Below are 17,119 nucleotides of genomic sequence, written 5' to 3' on the forward strand. Positions count from 1 at the left end.
CAGTCCGCCGGTATCGACTGCTGGAAAACGCTCAGTGAATCCGGTTCAGCCAGCGAGGCCGTTAACCGCAGTTCCTCAGCCATGGACATAAAAAACTCCCGTATCGGTATCCCGATACGGGAGTCTGATCTCATGCTCCGCTAATGTATACCGCTTAACTGATCGGTATTAACCCTTGCGGTGGCCTTTTTACTATGTCTGATACCGAAATCTAACAAGCGTAGACGGTGTTATCAGATGCCGATGTCCTCGTCACTGTCCTGTTCCTCATAGGACAGCCGTTCCGAATCGCCATCGCAGACAGGCTCCTTCAGGAACGTTTTGGTGACATCGATTGTGCCGAGATGCTGTATCGTACGGCGACCGATCAACAACGGGTAGGTCAGATCATCCCGGTTCTCGAGGCCGAACTGTTCCTCGTAAACCGTGTCACCGAAACAGATTTCCAACAGTACGACAGGGCGGGTGTCACGTCCTCCCGCACCTATGACCGTCAGGTCGCGAAACAAGGGCCGTTCCAGACGTTTGGTTTTCATTTCACCCTTGTCATTTTTTTCTAAGGCCAGTGTAAAGCGAACCCATTCTTCGTCATCGCGTTCGAAACGTTCAATATCAGTCGCGTGAATGGATGATGTCAGGGCGCCGCTGTCCAGTTTCGCCTTGGCCTCGATATCCAGGGACTCGACACGTGCATGCTCTATCCAGCCGTAGGTTTCCTTGCCCTGTACGTTGGCGGTAAACAGGCAAAACATTGCCAGTAGCACGCCGGAGCCGGTACCAAGCGATCTCATGCTAAAAGCTTCCTCATATTGAAAATTTCCCGTTTAGAAGCCAGCACCAATTGAAGGTTCCTCGATTAATTATCCAGCCACTGCAAATTTGACGAAATGCACAGAAACGCGCAGATATATGCTCAACCTGTCTGCTGCGCAGGCTTATACAGGCGGGTACGCAACCAAAACGCCGCGTTAACCAGTAGGATCAATACCGGCACCTCCACCAGCGGGCCGACCACAGCGGCGAAGGCGACGCCGGACTCGATACCGAACACGGCGATAGCCACGGCAATGGCCAGCTCAAAGTTATTGCCCGAGGCGGTAAAGGCCAGCGTGGTGCTGCGCTCGTAGTCGGCACCGAAGTACCAGGCCAGTATGAAACTGATGAAGAACATTAGTACAAAATAGAACACCAGCGGTACCGCAATGCGCAGCACATCGAATGGAATATCGACTATGGTGCTGCCCTTGAGGCTGAACATCACGACGATGGTAAACAACAGGGCGATCAGCGTCAGCGGGCCGACGCGCGGCAGATAGATTTGCTCGTACCAGTCCCGCCCCTTGGCACTCATCAGCCAGTGACGGCCGAAATAGCCGGCGGCAAAAGGAATACCGAGATAGACCAGCACGCTCTCGACCACCTGCCAGACGCTGACGTCCACGATCTGGCCGGCCAGACCGAACCACTGCGGCGCGACGGTAATGAACAGCCAGGCGTAAAAGCCATAGGTGACGATCTGGAACAGGCTGTTCATCGCCACCAGGCCGGCGCCGTACTCGCTGCTGCCGCGGGCCAGCTGATTCCAGACCAGCACCATGGCAATACAGCGCGCGATGCCCACCAGTATCAGGCCGGTCATGTATTCCGGGTAGTCGTGCAGGAACACGATCGCCAATACGAACATCAGCACCGGTCCGATGAGCCAGTTCTGGACCAGCGACAGGATCAGGATACGGCGATCCCGGAAGACCTCGCCCATGGCTTCATAGCGAACCTTGGCCAACGGCGGATACATCATCAGGATGAGGCCGATCGCGATCAGGATGTTGGTATTGCCGATTTCGAACTGGCCGATGATATCGGCGCTGCCGGGCACCAGCCGCCCCAGCAGCACGCCGGCCAGCATCGCCAGGAAGATCCAGAGGGTCAGGTAGCGATCGAGAAAACCCATGCGCTGACTGATGGCGGTATTCATGTGGGGGTCTGCTCCTTGATGATATCCGGTAGTGCCTGAACAAAATCGCGGATCTGATCGCGTACGCGGCGATAATGCTCGAGTGCTGCGTCTTCGCTGCCGGCGCCGCGTGCCAGGCGCGGCGGATCCTCGAAGCCCCGGTGCAGGACCGTAACCCGGCCGGGGAATACCGGGCAGGCTTCCGCGGCGCTATCGCAGACGGTCACGACCAGCTCGAAGGGAATATCACGAAGCGTGTCGACATGCTTGGAATAGTGTTCACTAATGTCGACACCGCTTTCCTGCATGACTCTGACTGCGCGCGGATCGACACCGTGTGGCGCGACGCCGGCGGACCAGACCCTGAATTGCTCCCCATGCAGATGCCGGGCCCAGCCCTCGGCCATCTGGCTGCGACAGGCATTGCCCGTGCAGAGAAAAAGAATATTCATGTCTATCAGGACGCCTTGTGTTGCTTGCGGCCCAGATCGCGGCAGACTTCGGGCTGGCCGCCGCAGCATTTATCGGTCAGGAAATCCACCAGGCTGCCCATGGCGCCAAAGTCCGCGCTATAGATAATCGAGCGTCCCTCGCGCCTAGAATGCACCAGGCCGGCGCGTTCCAGGTGGGCGATATGGAATGTCAGGCTGGACGGGCTGATCGCCAGCTTGTCGGCGATTCGGCCGGCCGCCATGCCTGCCGGACCGGCCTCGACCAGTCGCTGGAAAATCCCGAGGCGCACGTCGTGGGCAAGCGCGGCAAAGGCATTGATGGCGGTCTGACGTTTCATTATTTCAAATAATATTGAAATATAATGAACAGCGCAACAGCAGTGTCGACTGATCGGATTTCAGCGGGGAACGTTAAAACGCCACCAGGGCATGGCGGCTTGTCTTACGGGCCGGCGGTCGAGATATTGATTTTGTCGCTCCCCGGCAAGTCGATACCGCGTCGCTCCAGCAACGAACCTTCCAGCCGGTAGAGTTCAATCAACGCCTTGCGATGAGCCACGCGGGCCTCCACTTCACCAATCTGGCTTTCTATCAGATCACGCTGGGCCAGTGCGACATCGAACGAAGTCGATTCGCCGACGCGGAATCGCACCTGTTCGGTTTCCAAAACCTGTTCCTGCAGCTCGCGTGTCGCAGTACTGGCGCTGATCTGCTGGCGTGTCCGCTGGACTTCGACAAAGGCCGTGCGGATGTCCAGGGAAACGAGCTGGGCCAGATTCTTGAGGCTCAGCTCGGCCTGATCGCGCGTCGCCCGGGCACTTCGGTAGCGCGCCTCGGCGGCCCGGTTGCGCACCGGGAATTCGAAATTCACCCCCACGCCGCCATCATAGGACGGACCGTCAAAGTCGTCGAACGAGCGATTGAACGAGTTGGAAAAGCTCGACTTGCCAAGCGTCAGGAAGACATCCAGTTGTGGCAGCAGTCCATTCCGGGTCTCGACCACTTGCAATCGGCCGCGCTCGATATCCAGCCGCGCCTGGTTCAATTCCGGCCGCATGCGCATCGCCAGCGCCAGACGTTCGTCCGGACTGTCCAGCGGTACCGCCGTGATCTGTGGGTCAGCAGTGGCACGAATTCGCTGTTGCCAGCCCGTGGCGGTTTTGGGATTGGTCAATTGCAACAGCTGCAGGCGCGTCTTTTCCAGTTCGCTGCGCGCGTCGATGAGATCCTGTTGCCGCAGCGCCACTTCGGCCCTGGCCGAGGACTCCTCGGTTTCGGACAGCTGGCCGACCCTGATGCGCTGTTCGGTCTCATCAAGCTGCTGTTTGGCAACCTCAAGCGCCTTGTTAAAGATCTCTATACGTCGCTGAGCCAGTACATAATCCCAGTAGGTCGACTCGATATCGGCAACCAGGGTCTCCGTAAAGCCGTGCAACTCATAGACCGACAACAACGTATCGACTTCTGCCTGGCGAACTGACGCCAGATTGGCATCGATGCCGGCACCGCGCAGTAACGCCTGGGTCACCGTAATGCCGGCGCGTGTACCGTACTGGCGCTGGGTTCGATCGCTGTCCGTACGGTTCTGACTGAGACTGAGTTCAATATCGGTACCCGTTGGCAGACTCTGACGCACGCCGACGGCTGCATCACTACCGAAGCCTTCCACGGCAAAGGTCTGCTGTGTGGCGCGATCCGACTGCTGCACGGCTTCACGATCGTAGCCGAATTCAGCAAATACGACCGGATCGAATACCGCGCGCTCGATATCTTCAAAGGTCCCCGTGATCACCGGGTTGAGTTGTTCCACCAGCAGTCCCCGGTTGTTCTGCAAACCCTTCAGCACCGCCTGCTCGACCGACAGCTCGAGTACTGGCGCACCGGTTGCGTCAGCGGCAGCCATCCCGGCCGGCTCATGTTCAGGCAAGCCGGGCTTGAGACCCAGCCTGCGCAGATCCTGGCTCACGCCCAGATCCATTTCCGGGCCCAGGGCGTCCGTCTCGGGCTCGTACGCCGGCGGACTGTTGATGTCCACTGGTGTATTGCCCAGACGCTGGGTCGCGGCGGCACCCGGCCTGGCTCCGTCTTCGGCGACGGCTGTGCCGACTTGCAGAGTGAAAACGACCAGTACGTGGCAGACCGTCATTATTACGCACTTGAGATATTTCACCTTTATGCCTCAGCCTGACTGGATGCGTGTAATGCACGCGCGTTGCTGCGATGGACCAGTGAGTACAATACCGGAATGACAATCAATGTAATGAAGGTAGCACTCAACATGCCGCCAATAACCACCCGTGCCAGTGAAGCCTGCGTTTCGCCACCCTCACCCATGCCCAGAGCTAACGGGATCAAGGCAAGTATCGTCGTCAGTGACGTCATCAATACAGGACGCAATCTGTCACGACCGGAGATGCGCGCCACATCCATCGCATCCATGCCGCCTTCGCGATGCAAACGACCGGCATGGTCCACGATCAGAATCGCATTGTTAACAACAATACCCACCAGCATGACACAGCCTATAAATGCTTGAACATTGAAACTTGTGCCAGTCAAAAACAGTGCCAGCAAAACTCCGATTAATGCCAGCGGAACACACATCATGACAATGAGCGGATCGATCAACGACTCGTACAGACAGGCCATAACCATGTAAACCAGGATGATCGCGAGCACAAGGTTAAGCATCAGCTCACTGAATGCTTGCTGTTGCTCCTCGTAGTCACCGCTGATTAGCACCTCCGTATCATCCGGCGTCGGAATTCCCTGTAGCACCTTGCGCACATCGGCAACAACAGCATTCAGATCCCGGCCACCGATATTGGCATCGACATCAACGACCCGCTGCTGATCCTTGCGATCGATTTCGACGGGACGTTCACTGGACTCCGTTCGTACCACGTTACGCAAAACGACCTGTTCATCGTTATCATTCATGACGGTCAGATTGAGAACTTCCTCGATGCTTTTGTACTGGGCACCCTCGAGCTGCACACGTATGGCATATTCGTTACCCGTATCGCCGCGATAATAACCGGTTACACGACCGGCAATGGCCGTTTCCACGGCACGCGCGATCTTGTCAACGGATACACCCATATCCGCTGCCCGCGCCCGGTCGACGCGGAAGATGGTCTGCGGCTCCAGCTCCTCGCGGCTCAGGCGCACATCGGTAATACCCGCAACTGTCTGGATATGTTCACGGATGACGCCGCCCAGTCGATCCAGTGTGTCAAGATTATAGCCCCGAATTTCGATCTCCAGATTTTCCGCATCGCCGCCGGCAATACGTCGAAACAGGAACAGCCCCTGGCCGGCACGCGTTCGGATAACAGCACCGGGTATGCCCTTGAGCTCACGCCGCAGGTCTGCGGCGATATCCTGGCTGCTGCGTTTGCGTTCACTGGCCGGCACCAGGCTGATTTCGATTTCCGCCTCGCTGGGCCTGCCGCGGAAGGAGCTGCCGCCCACATCGACCACCGTGGCCGCTGCTTCCGGCACCTTTTCACGTATGATCGACTCGATCCACAGGGAACGCTCATTGAGGACTTCCAGGCGCGTGCCCGGCTCCATCTGCACTTCGACCCGGACTTCACCCTCATCCGTTTCCGGCATATAGCCGCCGCCGATATATGGCAATAACAGCATACTGGCCAACAGCAAAGCGAACGTCAGCAACAATGTCGCGGCAGGCAGGCGCAGGGCATTGTCCAGCAGGCGTGCATACAGCATCTCCACCCGACTGAAGGCCGCAGCACTGGTTCGCTGCAACCAGTTCTCACTCGTGGAATCCCCGCTGATTGGCTTATGAGCCCTGTTCAGATTAGCCACCAGCATCGGTATCAACGTCAGCGAAACAACCAGCGAACACACCAATGCAAAGCCGATGACGTAACCGATCTGGCGAAACAGTATGCCGGCCATATCCTGGGTAAAAAGCATGGGCAGGAATATAACCAGAGTGGTCAGCGTACTGGCGACGACCGGGGCAGCGACTCGCCCGGTGCCTTCTACGGCCGCTGAAACTGATGAGTACCCTTTTTTCTGACGCAATCGGGTTATGTTTTCTATGACGACGATGGCATTGTCCACCATCATGCCAACGCCCAGGGCAAGGCCGCCCAGCGTCATCATGTTCAATGTGAAGCCGCCAAAATAGATCAGAACGAATGTCGTTATGATCGATATGGGAATGGCTGTCGCCACCACCAGCGTGGAACGCAGGTCACGCAGGAAAAACAGCAGCACCAGTATCGCCAGCCCACCACCATAAAATATCGCCCGGCTGACATTGTTGATCGAGCGCTGGATATAGGCGGATGTATCCATGACCGGCATTATCGTCATCTGCGGATAATCGCGACGCAGCCGCTCCATTTCACGCTTGACGGCTGCGGCCACTTCTACCGTATTACTGCCGGACTGTTTCCTGATGGCCAGTCGAATACCCGATTCGCCGTTAATGCGGATCAGCCGATCCAGCCGCGCATGTGTATCAACAACATCTGCCACTTGATGCAGGTAAACGGGTATGCCGTCCTGAGTGGCAACGACGGTATCCCGTATTTCCTCCAGCCGGGTGAATTCCCCCGGTGTGCGCAGTGACAAATCAAACCGGCCACGCTGAATCTGGCCGGCAGGAACGACCACATTGGCATCCTGAATAGCGGTGCGGATCTGCTCCAGCGAAAGGCCCAATGCCTGAATCTTGTTATCCTTCAGATCAACATGGATCTCGCGCTCCAGACCACCCCATATATCGACCGCAGCAACGCCGGGTATGCGCTCCAACCGATAGGATATGCGCTCATCAACAATCTCACGCTGCTTTATAGGGTCCAGACGGCTGGAGATACCAAGCAACAGGATGGGAAAATCGGCCACATCAAATTTGCGGATACGGGGCCGCTGCATGTCATCGGGCAACTCGTCAATAATACGGTCCAGACGGTCGCGGATGTCATTGGTTGCCACATCCAAATCGGTGCCCCAGACAAAAGACACACGCACGGTGCTTACGCCCTCGCCGGACTCCGAGGATATCTCTTCCACGCCCGGCACTGCGACGACCGCCTCTTCCAGTGGCCGGGTCACGAGCAGTTCCATCTCCTCGGGGCCGACGTTGCTATACTCGGCGGATATGGTCAGCGTCGGATAGGTCACGTCCGGCAACAGATCAATGGGCAGTCTTTTAACGGCGACAGCACCGAGGGTCAGGGCTATCAGGGTGACCATGATCGTGAAGATCGGGCGCGCAACGGTCAGGCGGGCGGGATTCATCAATAATGCCCTCAGGCGCCCGGAACAGCGATCGGCGTGGCGTTTTCGCTTGTATCAGAAATGACAATGGCACTGCCGTCTTCCAGCAGGTGCTGGCCGAGAACCACGACCTCGCCGCTCAATGAGTGCTTCACGATCTCCACGTGTTCGCCCTCACTGATTCCCGTTTCCACGGCGACGAACCGGGCTTGATTGTTGTCCCGGTCAATCAGGAAAACGCCCTGCCTGTCATCGCGCTTTACCAACGCATCATAGGGCACTACGGTTGCCCCGGACTTGTCTTCCAGTTCGACACCGGCACTGATAAACATGCCGGGTTTCAATAAAAGATCAGGGTTCGGGATTGTCACCTCCACCCGGGCCTGGCGCGACGCTTCACGAAACAATGGCGCGATGCGCTTGACCGTACCCTCAAACTGCCGATCCGGATAGGCCTCGGCAACAATGGTGACCGGCTGGCCGATACTCAGCCGGGGATAATCACGCTCGGTTACGTAAATGGCACCAACCAGTTCGCTGATATCCAGCACCGATACGATCGGTGTATTGGCTGAAATCGTGGTGCCTTCGTCAACAAAGCGCTCCCCCACCACACGTTGCCGATCACCGTTTTCCCAGTTTGCGTTTATGTTGGTATACGACAGGCGCACCTGGGCGGTACGCAATGCGGCTTCGGCCTGGCCGACCTGGGCCTCGGCAAGGCTGACCCGGGCGCGCTGGGCAATGGCTTCGGCCTGGACACTATCGAGTTCCGCTTCCGAGGCGATTTTCTGTTCACGCAGTTGCCGGGTTCGTGCAAGTTCTTTCTGGCGGGCCTCCAGACTGCTGCGCGCTTCGGCAAGCGTGGCTTTTGCAACCGCCACCGCCGATTCGGCCTCCTGCACCTGCTGCTGGTGCTCAGCATCATCCAGTCGGGCTATCAGTTGCCCCTTCTCTACCCGATCGCCAATATCCACCAGCAGGCTTTCCAGCTGGCCCGCCACCCGTGGCGCAACTTCAAATTCTGCAGCGGCATGAAGCGAACCGCTATAATGACGGCGATCACTAATATCGGCCTGCTTCACCGGTGCCACTTCGACCGCGACCGCGGCCTTGGGGGTACCAGGCTTGATCACGCCCGGCGGCCCCGACTGTTCAGTTGCCAGCCACGACCACGCATGATAGCCAAGCAGCAGGACAACCAGTACTGCCAATAATCGGGTCAACGACTTGCCCATATGTTCCTCTGAAATGTCGGACCGGTTTGCCAACCGGAAACCGGAGCGCCTGATAATCTTTTGATTTTTCCAGTCTGGATCGATTGTGCCAGCAAAATTAACGACACAATGTGTAAATAAATAGGCAGGTGGCCAATATTTTCCCGGTGATCCGGCAGCCATTTCCCGTAACGTACCCGCGAGGGCAAATCCCGGATATCAGCGATTTAGAGTCGCAAAAATGGCAATCCAGCGCCCGGTCTGCTATTACTTACCTCTCGCAATCCGGATAATCCAAACAATAACATCGGAACTGCCATGGGTTTGTACTCGATACCCAATCTCACGGGGGATATTCGCCGCATCGCCGTCCTCAACTGGAAAGGGGGCTGCGGCAAGTCCATGCTGTCGACCAATCTGGCCAGCTATTTTGCAGCCAATGGCTCGAAAACGGCCCTGATCGACCACGATCCGCAGGGCAGCGCGTTACGCTGGTTGAGCCTGAGAGGTGATGAACGGCCCCTGATCCACGGCATAAATGCGACCGCACGCTCGGGCCAGTTGACCCGCAGCTTCAACATGCGGCTACCGCCGACTACCCAGCATGTCATTATCGACACACCGGCAGGCATGCGGGGTGTCGATCTTCAGGAACTGGTACGGGAAACGGACTATATTGTGATTCCCGTACTGCCTTCCGACGCCGATATTCACTCGGCAGCCGGCTTTATCGCCGAGCTCCTACTCGATGCGCGCGTCAAGTCCTCGGGTGCCAGGGTCGGCGTCATTGCCAACCGGGTTAAAAGAAACACATTGATCTTTCAGTCGCTGAATCGCTTTCTTCAGCAATTGCAGTTCCCCCTCATCGCGATACTGCGGGATACGCAACAGTACATTCGTGCTGCTGAACAGGGACTCGGCATACACGAATTACACCCGCCTTCCAGAGCCCGACAAGAACGTGAGCAATGGCGCCCCATAATTGAGTGGCTGGATAATGGCGCTACCCAACAGCCGGCATTCGATCTGAACCGGGCGTAGTGAAACCGGCAGTTATTTTCTACCAGACCGGCAAATAAAAAAGCCGCCGGTGTTGCCACCGGCGGCTTTCAGGCTGGATATACAGCTAGTTAAGCTTATTCACCAACCACCAGCTCGACACGACGGTTCTGTGCCCGCCCTTCCCTGGTGTCATTGCTGGCGATCGGGTCGTTTTCACCGCGACCCTTGACCGTCAGGCGTGAAGCATCGACACCATTATTGGTCAGGTAGTCCGCCACAGCCTGTGCCCGGCGCTGAGAGAGGCCCTGGTTATAGGAGGCGGGACCAGTGCTGTCGGTATGACCAATAACATCGACATTGGCCGAGCGATTATCGCGGAGTTTGCGAACACCCTTCTGTAACTGCTGTTCGGCTTCGGGCCGCAGCTTGGCACTGTCGAAAGCGAAGTTCACGCCTTCCAGAGTAAACAGCGTAGTGCCCACGACCGCACAGCCGTGCTCGTCAACGCGCGTGCCCTTGGCGGTATTCGGGCACTTATCCTTGTGATCAGCAACGCCATCACCGTCGGAATCCAGGGGGCAGCCACGTTCATCCACCTTCACACCAGCCGGCGTACCTGCACACCAGTCCTTGTCATCGGGCACACCGTCACCGTCGGAATCCAGCGGTTCCTTGGGTGCAGCCGGCTCCGGCTCGTCCGCCTTAGCCATATCCGGATTGCATTCTTCAAGGACCTCCTGGGAAGCGCCGTCGCCGGCATTCCAGCAAAGCCCGAATCCGCTCTTGACGACATTGCCGGATGAGCTGGTCAGATAGCCGACATCATCGGCTATGACCGGTGCGGAAATAGCCATCGCCATAACAGCGAAAGCTGACAGAATAGTTTTCGTTAATGCGTTCTTCATTATGTGCTTCTCCCAAACTTGGTTGCATCACTGCCGGTAGCCGGCCCGTGACGGGTTTCCCTACGTAAAACCTGTTTAATTTTGACTGCTAAGTCAGCGCTCCCATGACCTGTGATATCGAAATCGAACAAAACAGTCATTGAAGGTTTTTTTTCAGCTATTTATAGAAAAATAGCGCTGAATCGCGATTTTTTCTACCGGTTTTATGTGACTTGTGCTGGCAATGCTTTGTTCCCGCTCAAAGCCGGACAAACGCCGTCAAATTGTGACCCGGTTAACGCTATCATGACACCTTACGGCTATAGCGCCGCTCAACGTAATCATCGACAATTTGTTGAAATTCCTCGGCAATATGCTCGCCGCGCAGGGTCATGGCCTTCTTGCCGTCGATGAAAACCGGCGCCACGGGTGCCTCGCCGGTACCCGGCAGGCTGATGCCGATATCGGCATGCTTGCTCTCGCCCGGACCATTGACAACACAGCCCATGACCGCGAGGCTCATGTCCTCGACCCCCTCATACCTGTCGCGCCAGATTGGCATCTGGCTGCGGACATAGGCCTGGATCTGGTCGGCAAGCTTCTGGAAATAGGTGCTGGTGGTACGGCCACAGCCGGGACAGGCCGTGACCAGCGGGGTGAATGAGCGCAGTCCCATGGTCTGCAGCAATTCCTGGGCAACCACGACCTCCTTGCTGCGGTCGCCATCCGGCTCCGGGGTCAGAGAGACGCGGATGGTGTCGCCGATACCCTCCTGCAACAGCACGCCCATGGCGGCCGACGAGGCCACGATGCCCTTGGAGCCCATACCGGCTTCGGTCAGTCCCAGATGCAAGGGGTAATCGCAGCGCCCGGCAATATCACGATAGACCGCAATCAGCTGCTGGACGCCGCTAACCTTGCATGACAGCACAATGCGGTCACGCGACAGGCCCATTTCCTCAGCCTTCTCGGCGTTGCTGATGGCAGAGACGACCAACGCCTCGCGCATCACTTCGTCAGCCTCGCGGGGCTCAGCCAGCTGGGCATTCTTGTCCATGAGTTCAGCCAGCAGATCCTGATCGAGACTGCCCCAGTTGACGCCGATGCGCACCGGTTTGCTGTATTCGATGGCCTTTTCGATCATCGTCGCGAACTGACTGTCCTTTTTGCGCCCAAAGCCGACGTTACCGGGATTGATACGGTACTTGGCCAAAGCCTCGGCGCAATCCGGATACTTGGTAAGCAAGGTATGGCCGTTATAGTGGAAATCGCCGACGATTGGCACGCGACAACCCAGCTTCTCAAGCCGGTCCCGGATCGGCGCCACGGCGGCGGCGGCATCTTCACTGTTGACGGTGATACGTACCAGCTCCGAGCCGGCAGCGGCAAGTTGATGAATCTGGCGGGCCGTGGCCTCGATATCGGCGGTATCCGTGTTGGTCATGGACTGGACAACGATCGGCGCACCACCGCCAACCTGCACCGACCCGACTTTGACGCCGACGCTCCCGCGACGGCTGCGGGGACCAAATTCTGCGGACATAAGCTGTTCCAAACCTCCCGGGGATGCCCGGTTTCGCTGCGGGGAAGACCCGATTTGCTGTCACTGCGCCACATCTCGTGCGCGGACAACAATTATCGCATACGTTGCGGTGCACTAACAGGTACGCCTGCGGGGGTTGGTGCCGCTCAGAGATTCAATATGACACCAATAAAGCCGTTACATCGTGGTCTCAGGGGCCGGCAGCACCTCCATTAATACTGAACAGTCGTAACGGAATTGGGCGAACCGCCGGCTGGCCCCGACCCCGACAGTAGCCGGTCTGTGTGTCTTTCGCAGACTTGCCTGATGCAACCATCATGGTACGGTTCATATTGAAAACCGTCTGCTTGGCCAGTGGCTCAGGCGGCTGCGGTCCGGTTTGGGTGACCGGCGTAATCTCGACTGCGCATCCCTGCTGTCGGCAGACGGCGTATATCATTGCACACGCATAGCTATTGCCCGAACCGCCGTCTTTATCCACGGGCCCTGTCAGCCCTATCAATCACTGAGCAGAAGAACACCGCAAAAATGAAACAACCCTCTGGCCAGCTGTTGACCGTTTCGGGATTTTGCCCGTTCCTGATCCGCCTCATTGCCATCATCGGTCTCTACAGCCTGCTGCCTGCAACGGCTGATGACCATACCGCGCCGGAAGAGTACGCTATCCCGAAGCATGGCCAACTGCGTATGCATGTGCCTATCGACTGGCAGGTCAACTTTTATCAACCCGAGGATGACAGCTTTCCGGTCATCTCGTTTTTCCCGTTCGAGGGCCGGGAACGCTTCAAGGGTACCGAGGATTTCCAGTTATCAGTCGCCGTCTTCTGGACGGAAAATCCGCTATACGATCTGACCGATCCGGATACGCTGCGCGATTTTGTTGCGGACGTCGGCGAACAGGTCATACAGCAGTCCGATCAGCAAGACCTGGAACTTGAACAGATAAGCGGTAACTCGGGCGTGGGTTATGTCTTTGACCTCAGCGACGAAAGTGCCGCCGAGAATGAATACAAGTATCTGACACAGGGCGCTTTGAGCGTCGGTAATGTGATACTGGCCTTTTCACTCTTCAGTCGTGACAATCATGACAAGCTACGCACTGAAACGCTGGAAATGCTGACGACCGCCGTGCACATGCCTGGCAGGCGCGATGTTAACTTCCAGCCCGAATAATAATACAGCAAGGAACCACATCTATGACGGGTAACACTCTACTGACCCTGGCCTCAATTGGCGCAGCCGGTATCGCCTGCCAGTGGCTGGCCTGGTTCACTCGTCTGCCGGCGATCCTGTTTCTGCTGATTATCGGTATTGTCATGGGCCCAGTCAGTGGCTATATCGATCCGGACGCCCTGTTCGGTGATCTGTTGTTTCCATTCATATCGTTGTCGGTCGCCATCATTCTATTTGAAGGCAGCATGACACTGAAATTCAGCGAGCTACGCGGGCTGGCGCGTGTCGTGCGCAACCTGATAACGGTCGGCGCCGCCGTCACCTGGGTTATCAGCGCCCTGGCCGCCTATTACCTGCTGGATTTTTCCGTCGGGCTGGCGGCACTGTTCGGCGCTATCGTGATTGTTACCGGGCCGACCGTTATCGTGCCGATGCTGCGCAGCGTGCGGCCGAATGCCAAGATAGCCAACGTGCTGCGCTGGGAGGGCATTGCCATTGACCCGCTGGGTGCCTTGCTGGCGGTACTGGTCTATAACTACATCCTTTCCGGTCAGGGTGCCGACGCGTTCGGCAGTGTCATGCTAACCTTCCTCAAAACCGTCGGCATCGGCACCGTGGTTGGCATGCTGTCGGCCATGGCTACGGCCTTCGTATTGCGACATCACCTGGTTCCCGAATACCTGCGCAACATGTTTGTCCTGGCGCTGGTAATCGGTGCATTTTCAGTATCCGATCTGTTGCAGCATGAATCCGGTTTGCTGGCGGTGACGGTTATGGGCATGGCGCTGGCCAACACCCGTAACCTGGATATCGAGGATATTCTCAATTTCAAGGAAACCCTCAGCCTGCTGTTGATTTCCGCCCTCTTCATCATTCTTGCCGCGCGGGTCGAGCTGCATCAATTCGCGGTCATCGGCTGGCCGGCGCTGGGCGTACTGGCTGTTATCATGTTTATTGCCCGGCCACTGGGGGTGGCGCTCTCGGCCTGGGGTTCGGACCTCAACTGGCGCGAGCGCAGCCTGATCGCCTGGATCGGCCCACGTGGCATCGTCGCGGCCGCCGTGGCCGCGGTCTTCGCGCTGCGCCTGGAGGAAGTCGGCTATGACGGTGCTGCATTCATCATTCCGCTGACTTTCACGGTCATCATCGGCACGGTCATCATCCAGAGCGCAACCGCGGCACCCTTGGCCAAACTGCTCAAGGTAGCCGAACCTGAGCCGCGGGGCTTTCTGATCGTCGGCGCCGGCAATGTCGCACGCGTCATCGGCAAAGCACTGCAGGAGCGGGATTTCAAGATCATGCTCAGTGACAGTAACTGGGAAAATGTTCGCAGTGCGCGCATGGAGGGTCTGCCGGTCTACTATGGCAACCCGATCTCCGATCACGCCGACCGACACATGGACCTGGTCGGTATCGGCCGGCTGCTGGCGATGTCGGGCCGCGCCAATTTCGACGCCCTGGCCATCATGCGTTTTCGCCGGGAGTTCGAACCCAATCACCTGTACCAGCTGCTGACCTCGCGCGAACAGCGAGTGGATGACAAGCACAACATTGCCGATAAGCACCGCGGTCAGCCACTCTTTGGCGAGGATGTCACCCATGCCATGCTGGCCAGCTGGATACGGGCCGGTGCCGAGTTGCGAACAACCTCGCTGACCGACTCATTTGACTTCGACGCCTACCTCGATGAATACCGGGATCGCTGTATCCCCTTGTTTGCTGTGGATGAAAAAAATGTGCTGCATGTTTTTACCAGCGCAGATACAGTAGAACCGGAGTCGGGCTGGGACATAATGGGTCTGATCGCACCGAAAGATGCTGGCCTGAGCTACAGCCCCAAGCGACCTGAAGAGGCGGCCGAGGAGGAAAAACCACTGGCCGAGACATTGCCTGCCATCGACGATCAGTAAATTCTGTGATGTCTATCACAGTTCGAAAAAACAACAGTCACTATGTGCGCACGTTCACATCGATTAACGGGTCTATCCATTAGACTCACTTATGCGAGACATCAATTGGTACATCCCTGATGTTTTGTTTGTGGCTGGGCCCGGAGTCACCCTCGCCCTCCTCCCCCCCTGATAGGGTGGCTCCGGGCCTTTTTATTTAAGTCACTATTTAAGTTGCCTTCTGCCACTTGTAACCCGCCGGCTAGATGAATAATTCCATCTGCGGGTGATCCCGCGACTGTTGCATTCGCTTGCGCTTTTTCGCAGACGCCTTCAACGCCGAGTGAGTGTTTACTGACTTCACCAGAAGACCGCTGTCAGGCCGGTATGTGGATTTCTTCGGTGTCGTCTTGCGGGCTTGGGGTAACTTCCAGAACATGTTTACTTCCTCCGGGTAATCTCTCAGTAGTTGCTATTGCTCAGTGATAGCCGCGCAGCTGGCCAACGAGCACACCCTGTATCTGGACGCGCTCGGCCGGATAGACCAGCGGTGTCAGCGCGCTGTTCTCCGGCACCAGTTCAATCTGCTGACCGTTATGCCGGAAACGCTTCAGCGTTGCCTCGCCGCCATCGATGAGCGCAACAACGATATCGCCATCATTCGCTGTATCGGCGTGACGGATGACCACGTAATCGCCATCCAGAATGCCGGCCTCAACCATCGAATCACCTTTCACTCTGAGGACGTAGCGATTCGGTCCGGCGAACAGCGCCTGGATATCGAGTTCCTCCTCTCCCGGGATCGCCTCGATCGGGCTGCCGGCAGCGATACGTCCGGCCAGAGGCAATGTTAGTGAGTGCTTGCTTTGCTCACCCGTCAGCCGTATTGAGCGCCAGCTGCGGCCTTCGCGATAGATTTGGCCCTTGTTGACAAGTGACTCGACATAACGATGCACGGTCCCGCGCGAGCGGATTGCCAACCCCTGGCCAATCTCTTCCAGCGTCGGCGCATGACCGTGCTGGGCGATGTAGCGGGTAATAAACTGCAGCAGCTTTTCTTCCAGCCGGGTCAACATTAAAGTTCTCCTTAAATTCTCCATTTAACTATAGAAAACAAATGGAGAACTTACAAGCCATTGGGTGAAATATATACAACTTAAGGAGAACTTTTTCTCACCAGCTTTTCATAATGGGGGGCGGCACTGAAAAAACGCCCCGATCACAAAACAACCTATAATCCTGATAGTCTGTAATCTAGATAGACAACTTAACCAAAGAGCTGCCACCAAGCAGCCAGGATAATTACAAAAGGCAGGAGGATAGGTCGAGATGACGAACAGACGCGTCGAGAAATCCGAGACCCAGTGGCGTCAGGAACTCTCCCCCGAGCAATTCTATATTTGCCGAGAATGCGGTACCGAGCGAGCTTTCAGTGGCAAGTACTACGACTGTGACCAGGATGGTATTTACCAGTGCAGCTGCTGCGGGGTGCCGCTTTTCAGTTCCGAGGCCAAGTATGACTCCGGCAGCGGCTGGCCGAGTTTTTATGCACCGATTGATGAAAATCATGTGCGCACGCGTCACGATACCAGTCATGGCATGCGCCGCACCGAAGTGCTGTGTAACACCTGCGACGCCCATCTTGGACACGTTTTTCCGGACGGTCCGGAACCAACAGGTCTGCGCTTTTGCATCAACTCGGTGGCCCTGAAACTGGACACCACCAGAAACTGATAGTCTGCT

The 17,119-nt window shown here is 57.0% G+C and carries 14 protein-coding genes; 4 read left to right on the forward strand and 10 right to left on the reverse strand.

Features of this window, described 5'->3' with window-relative positions; genetic code table 11:
• Positions 1–233 precede the first annotated feature (233 nt).
• The 7 genes from rloA3 to J2T55_RS11420 form a co-directional block, all read right to left on the reverse strand.
• Positions 234–791 (reverse strand): retropepsin-like aspartic peptidase RloA3, encoded by a 558-nt coding sequence (gene rloA3, locus J2T55_RS11390; protein ID WP_259056870.1) that lies wholly within the window; start codon positions 789–791, stop codon positions 234–236.
• A 122-nt stretch (positions 792–913) separates the two neighbouring features.
• Entirely contained in the window at positions 914–1,975 is a 1,062-nt protein-coding gene (arsB, locus tag J2T55_RS11395) for an ACR3 family arsenite efflux transporter (protein ID WP_259056872.1), read from the reverse strand.
• The gene (locus J2T55_RS11400; RefSeq protein ID WP_259056874.1) at positions 1,972–2,406 is read right to left on the reverse strand and encodes an arsenate reductase ArsC; all 435 of its coding nucleotides are present in this window, start codon (positions 2,404–2,406) and stop codon (positions 1,972–1,974) included. The genes arsB and J2T55_RS11400 overlap by 4 nt, the downstream gene beginning before the upstream one ends.
• A gap of 5 nt (positions 2,407–2,411) precedes the next feature.
• Positions 2,412–2,744 carry an ArsR/SmtB family transcription factor gene (locus J2T55_RS11405; RefSeq protein WP_259056883.1) on the reverse strand — a complete coding sequence of 111 codons (333 nt, stop codon included), beginning with the start codon at positions 2,742–2,744 and terminating at the stop codon, positions 2,412–2,414.
• A gap of 104 nt (positions 2,745–2,848) precedes the next feature.
• A complete protein-coding gene (locus J2T55_RS11410) occupies positions 2,849–4,552 on the reverse strand; it encodes a TolC family protein (RefSeq protein ID WP_259056890.1) in 1,704 nt (567 codons plus the stop codon).
• A 26-nt stretch (positions 4,553–4,578) separates the two neighbouring features.
• Positions 4,579–7,689 (reverse strand): efflux RND transporter permease subunit, encoded by a 3,111-nt coding sequence (locus J2T55_RS11415; protein WP_259056895.1) that lies wholly within the window; start codon positions 7,687–7,689, stop codon positions 4,579–4,581.
• Between the two features lie 11 nt (positions 7,690–7,700).
• The gene (locus J2T55_RS11420; protein WP_259056897.1) at positions 7,701–8,906 is read right to left on the reverse strand and encodes an efflux RND transporter periplasmic adaptor subunit; all 1,206 of its coding nucleotides are present in this window, start codon (positions 8,904–8,906) and stop codon (positions 7,701–7,703) included.
• A 297-nt stretch (positions 8,907–9,203) separates the two neighbouring features.
• Between J2T55_RS11420 and J2T55_RS11425 the strand changes: the two genes are divergently transcribed.
• Positions 9,204–9,926, forward strand: coding sequence for a ParA family protein (locus J2T55_RS11425; protein ID WP_259056899.1), 723 nt, complete (start codon positions 9,204–9,206; stop codon positions 9,924–9,926).
• A gap of 95 nt (positions 9,927–10,021) precedes the next feature.
• Here the strand turns inward: J2T55_RS11425 and J2T55_RS11430 are convergent, their stop codons facing one another.
• Together J2T55_RS11430 and ispG are read right to left on the reverse strand one after the other, a co-directional pair.
• Complete coding sequence (locus tag J2T55_RS11430) at positions 10,022–10,792, reverse strand: OmpA family protein (protein WP_259056901.1); 771 nt, start codon at positions 10,790–10,792, stop codon at positions 10,022–10,024.
• Positions 10,793–11,075: 283 nt separating this feature from the next.
• The gene (ispG, locus tag J2T55_RS11435; RefSeq protein WP_259056902.1) at positions 11,076–12,314 is read right to left on the reverse strand and encodes a flavodoxin-dependent (E)-4-hydroxy-3-methylbut-2-enyl-diphosphate synthase; all 1,239 of its coding nucleotides are present in this window, start codon (positions 12,312–12,314) and stop codon (positions 11,076–11,078) included.
• A gap of 528 nt (positions 12,315–12,842) precedes the next feature.
• On the opposite strand from ispG, the gene J2T55_RS11440 reads away from it, so the two are divergent.
• Both J2T55_RS11440 and J2T55_RS11445 read left to right on the forward strand, forming a co-directional pair.
• Entirely contained in the window at positions 12,843–13,487 is a 645-nt protein-coding gene (locus J2T55_RS11440) for a hypothetical protein (protein WP_259056905.1), read from the forward strand.
• Positions 13,488–13,510: 23 nt separating this feature from the next.
• Positions 13,511–15,397, forward strand: coding sequence for a cation:proton antiporter (locus tag J2T55_RS11445; RefSeq protein WP_259056906.1), 1,887 nt, complete (start codon positions 13,511–13,513; stop codon positions 15,395–15,397).
• 458 nt (positions 15,398–15,855) lie between these two features.
• Here the strand turns inward: J2T55_RS11445 and lexA are convergent, their stop codons facing one another.
• Positions 15,856–16,452 carry a transcriptional repressor LexA gene (gene lexA, locus J2T55_RS11450; RefSeq protein ID WP_259056908.1) on the reverse strand — a complete coding sequence of 199 codons (597 nt, stop codon included), beginning with the start codon at positions 16,450–16,452 and terminating at the stop codon, positions 15,856–15,858.
• A 253-nt stretch (positions 16,453–16,705) separates the two neighbouring features.
• Between lexA and msrB the strand changes: the two genes are divergently transcribed.
• Positions 16,706–17,110, forward strand: a complete 405-nt coding sequence (msrB, locus tag J2T55_RS11455; protein ID WP_259056910.1) for a peptide-methionine (R)-S-oxide reductase MsrB — start codon at positions 16,706–16,708, stop codon at positions 17,108–17,110.
• The last annotated feature ends 9 nt before the right edge of the window (positions 17,111–17,119 follow it).

It is taken from the genome of Methylohalomonas lacus, assembly GCF_024808875.1.
Taxonomy (GTDB): Bacteria; Pseudomonadota; Gammaproteobacteria; order Methylohalomonadales; family Methylohalomonadaceae; genus Methylohalomonas; species Methylohalomonas lacus.

Excerpts from the sequence above, each read along its gene's own strand:
- rloA3 (WP_259056870.1), bottom strand. The coding sequence starts at position 791 with ATGAGATCGCTTGGTACCGGCTCCGGCGTGCTACTGGCAATGTTTTGC.
- arsB (WP_259056872.1), bottom strand. The coding sequence starts at position 1,975 with ATGAATACCGCCATCAGTCAGCGCATGGGTTTTCTCGATCGCTACCTG.
- J2T55_RS11400 (WP_259056874.1), bottom strand. The coding sequence starts at position 2,406 with ATGAATATTCTTTTTCTCTGCACGGGCAATGCCTGTCGCAGCCAGATG.
- J2T55_RS11405 (WP_259056883.1), bottom strand. The coding sequence starts at position 2,744 with ATGAAACGTCAGACCGCCATCAATGCCTTTGCCGCGCTTGCCCACGAC.
- J2T55_RS11410 (WP_259056890.1), bottom strand. The coding sequence starts at position 4,552 with ATGACGGTCTGCCACGTACTGGTCGTTTTCACTCTGCAAGTCGGCACA.
- J2T55_RS11415 (WP_259056895.1), bottom strand. The coding sequence starts at position 7,689 with ATGAATCCCGCCCGCCTGACCGTTGCGCGCCCGATCTTCACGATCATG.
- J2T55_RS11420 (WP_259056897.1), bottom strand. The coding sequence starts at position 8,906 with ATGGGCAAGTCGTTGACCCGATTATTGGCAGTACTGGTTGTCCTGCTG.
- J2T55_RS11425 (WP_259056899.1), top strand. The coding sequence starts at position 9,204 with ATGGGTTTGTACTCGATACCCAATCTCACGGGGGATATTCGCCGCATC.
- J2T55_RS11430 (WP_259056901.1), bottom strand. The coding sequence starts at position 10,792 with ATGAAGAACGCATTAACGAAAACTATTCTGTCAGCTTTCGCTGTTATG.
- ispG (WP_259056902.1), bottom strand. The coding sequence starts at position 12,314 with ATGTCCGCAGAATTTGGTCCCCGCAGCCGTCGCGGGAGCGTCGGCGTC.
- J2T55_RS11440 (WP_259056905.1), top strand. The coding sequence starts at position 12,843 with ATGAAACAACCCTCTGGCCAGCTGTTGACCGTTTCGGGATTTTGCCCG.
- J2T55_RS11445 (WP_259056906.1), top strand. The coding sequence starts at position 13,511 with ATGACGGGTAACACTCTACTGACCCTGGCCTCAATTGGCGCAGCCGGT.
- lexA (WP_259056908.1), bottom strand. The coding sequence starts at position 16,452 with ATGTTGACCCGGCTGGAAGAAAAGCTGCTGCAGTTTATTACCCGCTAC.
- msrB (WP_259056910.1), top strand. The coding sequence starts at position 16,706 with ATGACGAACAGACGCGTCGAGAAATCCGAGACCCAGTGGCGTCAGGAA.